General features: G+C 40.8%; 4 protein-coding genes and 3 pseudogenes. 6 read left to right on the top strand and 1 reads right to left on the bottom strand.

The annotated features are described in order from the left end of the window. The 3 genes and pseudogenes from IQ229_RS14945 to IQ229_RS14935 all read left to right on the top strand — a co-directional run. Positions 1–543: pseudogene (locus tag IQ229_RS14945) on the top strand (transposase); the annotation flags it as partial. Next, the gene (locus IQ229_RS14940) at positions 486–800 is read left to right on the top strand and encodes a four helix bundle protein (protein WP_194044919.1); all 315 of its coding nucleotides are present in this window, start codon (positions 486–488) and stop codon (positions 798–800) included. The pseudogene IQ229_RS14945 and the gene IQ229_RS14940, both read left to right, overlap by 58 nt. Positions 801–956: 156 nt before the next feature. Beyond that, the gene (locus IQ229_RS14935) at positions 957–1,760 is read left to right on the top strand and encodes a DUF3854 domain-containing protein (RefSeq protein ID WP_322743992.1); all 804 of its coding nucleotides are present in this window, start codon (positions 957–959) and stop codon (positions 1,758–1,760) included. Between the two features lie 136 nt (positions 1,761–1,896). Here IQ229_RS14935 and IQ229_RS24995 read toward each other — a convergent pair. Further along, positions 1,897–2,824 (bottom strand): annotated as a pseudogene (locus tag IQ229_RS24995) (ISH3 family transposase). Between the two features lie 282 nt (positions 2,825–3,106). Here IQ229_RS24995 and IQ229_RS24570 point away from each other — a divergent pair. The 3 genes and pseudogenes from IQ229_RS24570 to IQ229_RS24090 form a co-directional block, all read left to right on the top strand. Beyond that, positions 3,107–3,241, top strand: coding sequence for a hypothetical protein (locus IQ229_RS24570; protein ID WP_265582985.1), 135 nt, complete (start codon positions 3,107–3,109; stop codon positions 3,239–3,241). A 45-nt stretch (positions 3,242–3,286) separates the two neighbouring features. Beyond that, complete coding sequence (locus IQ229_RS14925; protein WP_228013476.1) at positions 3,287–4,060, top strand: 3'-5' exonuclease; 774 nt, start codon at positions 3,287–3,289, stop codon at positions 4,058–4,060. Next, positions 4,057–4,381 (top strand): annotated as a pseudogene (locus IQ229_RS24090) (DNA polymerase I); the annotation flags it as partial. The gene IQ229_RS14925 and the pseudogene IQ229_RS24090, both read left to right, overlap by 4 nt.

The following is a 4,381-nucleotide window of genomic DNA, read 5'->3' as shown; positions in this document are numbered from 1 at the left end:
ACCTATGGCACAGCACTAATTGACCTAGAACGCAGCAGACCAATCGCTCTACTCAAAGACGCAAAAGCCGAAACCCTAGCAGAATGGTTGAAAGCTCACCCTGGTATCAAAATCGTCTCACGAGATAGATCAAAAACTTATGAAAGTGGTATTCGCCAAGGAGCGCCAGAAGCCATTCACGTTGCAGACCATTTTCACTTATTGCAGAACTTAGCTGAAACACTTAACCAAGTATTTGGTACACATCATCAAGCTCTCAAAGCTGTCGATGAAGCATACAGTCTTTCATCAGTAACCCAAACCGACGGTACTGCGAGTGTGCGAGTACCACGACCAAGCCGTGAACAACAGGCACTCTTATTAGCAGAACAACGCTATGCGAGAAGACTTGCTATCCATCAGCAAGTTTGGGACTTACATCAACAAGGTTGGAGAGCAAAAGCTATAGCCCGTCAAGTTGGTATTGGTGTAACAAGTGTGTTTAATTGTCTGCGTACATCAATTGCTATAAATTTACACGCCTATTTCCTCAATCAGAATTGTATGGCTTAACTAGCCAAATACGCCGTTCTTCTGTATCTGTAGCATCTAATATAGCAGAAGGCTATGGCAGGCGCTCAAAGCCAGAATATATACAGTTTTTACATATTGCTTTAGGTTCTTTGAGAGAACTTGATACCCAATTAATCATTGCTAAAGAAGTAGATTTAGCTGACAAAAACCTTTTCACTCCCCTATTAAATGAGGTTGAGGAAATGCAAAGTATATTAGTTGCTAGCTTAAACAAACTTAAAGCTTGAATTTACTACTTATTCCTTTCTTTCTTCCTTCTGCCTTCTGCCTTCTGCCTTCTGCCCTCTGCCTTAAAGCGCGTAACCTTTCATCATCACCAAAAGTTGCCAAGAACCATAATCCTGGTTTGTAAATGTCTTGATTGCAGGTTTGAGCGATTAGTATTGCAGGTCGCTACACATAATGTGCCAGTCACAATCGTCGAAGGTGTCAAAAAAGCGGGGGCATTACTGACTGCTGGTTATGCTGCGATCGCAATTCCCGGTGTTAACGCTGGATACCGCACACCTACTCATGAGTACGGTACAGCTAATGGCAAACCATACCTCATCCCAGACTTGAAGCATTTTGCAACACAGGGGAGACAGGTTAACATCTGCTTTGACCAAGACAATAAACCTGAGACAATCCAGCGAGTCAGAACCGCTATCAGTCGCATGGGACGGCTGCTTGTGAATGAGGGCTGTTCGCTACGAGTGATTGATTTACCATTCGGGGCAGAGAAAGGAGTTGATGATTTTATCTATGCCTTGGGTCAGTCGGCATTTGACGCACTCTACAATACAGCTGTTGCATTGGAGTTGTGGGAGATTAAGCTGTTCACTCTGCTGACTTATCCGCCTGCGATCGCACTCAACCAAAGATTCTTGGGCCAGCTTCTCGTCCCCGAAGGCGAAAAGCTGATTATCCTCAAAGCCCCTAAAGGTACTGGTAAAACCGAATGGCTGGCAACTGAGGTGGCGAAAGCACATGACCTTGGACGTAGGGTGTTAATCATCACCCATCGGATTCAACTGGGTGAGGCATTGTGTAATCGGTTTGGTGTTAACTATGTTACCGAAGTCCGCACGAATGAAACAGGCACATTGTTAGGCTACGGCGTGTGTGTGGATTCATTGCATCAAGAAAGTCAGGCGCGATTCAACCCCAATGACTGGTCAAATGATGTGATTATTATAGACCAGTAAACCAAAAAGTTTTTGAGAGAAGAGCAATCGCTAGACACAATGTAGCTTATGATACTTAAAAACACAGAATTTTCTGACTAGCAGACATAGTATAGATTATGATTACTTATAATTAGCTAGCCGAAAATGGTCAATATTAACCTGATGGAATATAGATGCTTTCAACGACTTGATATTTCCGCTGTAGGGCTTGAGATAAAAAGGCTAACATCTGTTTTAGCGCAAAAAGTATGCGATAAATTAATCGGCTACCTTTCCTTTTACGACTGATTCTGACGCTTTCCCTTCCTATATTTACAAATAATCCATAAATCAAATGTAACTGAATCATCTTTATCTCTGGTTATTGTATAAGGAATTTTATAACTTTTTTTACCCTTTAAAAATTGCTTTATTCCTCCTTTCTTTCCCGTCTTGATAGCAGGCATAAGAAAAGGAATATCTAATGCCTGCAACCATCGGATTACAGGAGTATTAAAAAAACCTCTATCTAAATAGAGTTTTTTCACATTTATTTTAAGAGAGTCAAGTTCTGCTAATAAATAAGTAATCAAAGCAACACTAGTATCTGATTGACGAACACCCCTTATTGCAAGGGTTACACGCTTATTCTTAGTAATCACATATAAAGTTGCATAGGCGTAAAATGAATGAGTACCAGCTTTGGCTTGACTTCGATATATGTATGCTGATTCCTCTGATGTTGGCTTACCATAATAACAAATCAAATTTAAATCAATCGCTATTTTTAAAGAGCTTTTTTTCAAACAATCAAGGAATTCGACTTTTCAGTGCTTGATTTATTTGCGCTTCTAATTCCTCAAAGTTGTTGATTTTATTGAGATGATATCTAATATCATTAGCTGTGGGAACGTTCTTTAACAATTTGGCTGTATTTTCAATACTATCTCCACTACTAGCTGCCTTAATTAGAATTTCAAATAAAGTTTGCTGGTCACATCCCCCCTGAGAATCAAAAAGAAAAATTCTCTACTAAACACTCAATAACCTGCGTCTTGGGTTTCTGAGGCGGTTATTGCCAGTTCTTCTGATGAAACGCTCAATTTTTTCAGTCAATATGCTACACACTACTCTCATCATTTCATTTTTGGAAATCTTTCAGGATGCTATAAGCATCATTTATAGGTTGAGTATTATATAGCACTTTGAAACACGTAAACTGAATTAGCGATCGCTCTTTGGGAAAAACTTTTTGGTTTACTGCTTGTGCAGTAAGCCTCAATATTAATAAAGACTGCCCTGACTGAGAAGCAAAAAATTAAGATATCAAGTAATACTACAACAAAATTTAACAACTGGCATTCTGGAAGTATCTGATTAAAATTATGCCAGTTGCAGCAATTAGCCTTCCTACAGGACTTGAATTACCAGCAGCGATCGCAGATTTCGATACGTATATTGATGAATTACCGCGATGCTCCATCCAAATGTTTTGGCGAATCATGCCTTGCCAAAGGTAAAAAATGCTGATTCATGCCAAAAAACAATAATTAATTTTGGAGATTATGAATTACAACCACCGAGATTTTATTAGCAAATCTGGTAATAAGATTATCGTTGATGAGGAAAGACTCGACATATTCTGGTCAGATACTACCCCAATACCTGAGTGGCACCCCACAGTAAATATTCCGACCTACGGAACGCTCAAAACTCTGGTAGTCGATATTGAGACGGCAGGGATAAACCCAAGAGAAAATCGTATCTATGCAATTGGCTGTATGAGGGAGATAGGAGAGATTGCCATTTTTATGGATCAAGCCGAAAGCAAAATCCTCCTGGAGTTTTTCAAACACCTAGAAGCAAGCAAACCAGAAGTAATTTACACCTACAATGGAACAGAATTTGACCTACCGTTTCTCATCACCCGCTGCGAGTTACACGGCATTCCTCATCCATTTAGAATTGCATCTAAGAAGCGCACTATCCGAACTGCCCAAGTACGCGGCGAACCACTGGAAATTCGGGAGGTATTGATCCGCAACTGCCTACACGTAGATATCTTTATCTGCGTTCTCAGGTGGGATTTTGTTGCCAAGGAACTTACTAACGGGCGATCGCTTAAACAGGTGGTACTGGAAATGGGATTGCGTAAGCAAGCGCGACTGGTTCTCCCCTATGAAGAAATTCTCGCCTGCTGGAAAGCCGGTTCTGGTAGTAAGGGATGGCAGAAAATCAAGGATTACCTTATTTACGACTTGGAAGATACGCAACTCATAGCTAATAGGCTTGTACCGTACCCTCATATCACTATGAAGCACTCGTTGTACCGGGGATGAACCTCCAGCAATTAGCCCTCGCTGGTAACGGCAGCAAGTGGAAGCAAATATTCTCGCATCACTACCCAGGATACAAACCCAAACCCGACCGTAAGTATAAATTCCAAGGGGGGATAGCCTACTCTATTCCAGGACTATATAAAAAGGTTGGATACATCGATATCAGTTCTATGTACCCCAAAACCATATTGTCGAAAGGAATTGTCTCTCGTAAGGATACAAAGCGAATCGGCTTGAGCATCTTGCAATATTTGGTAAATGAAAAATCAAGGTTGGAACAAGTTGCCAGCACCGGAGACATTGTTGCCAAGGAAAAAAGAG

The organism is Nostoc cf. edaphicum LEGE 07299, from assembly GCF_015207245.1.
Classification (GTDB): Bacteria; Cyanobacteriota; Cyanobacteriia; order Cyanobacteriales; family Nostocaceae; genus Nostoc; species Nostoc edaphicum_B.
The sequence above is the reverse complement of the archived record's forward strand: the minus strand, read 5'-3'. Positions and strand labels throughout refer to the sequence as shown.

What these genes read in the sequence shown, in the direction of transcription:
- IQ229_RS24570 (WP_265582985.1), top strand. Translation starts at nt 3,107, where the DNA reads ATGCCAGTTGCAGCAATTAGCCTTCCTACAGGACTTGAATTACCAGCA.
- IQ229_RS14925 (WP_228013476.1), top strand. Translation starts at nt 3,287, where the DNA reads ATGAATTACAACCACCGAGATTTTATTAGCAAATCTGGTAATAAGATT.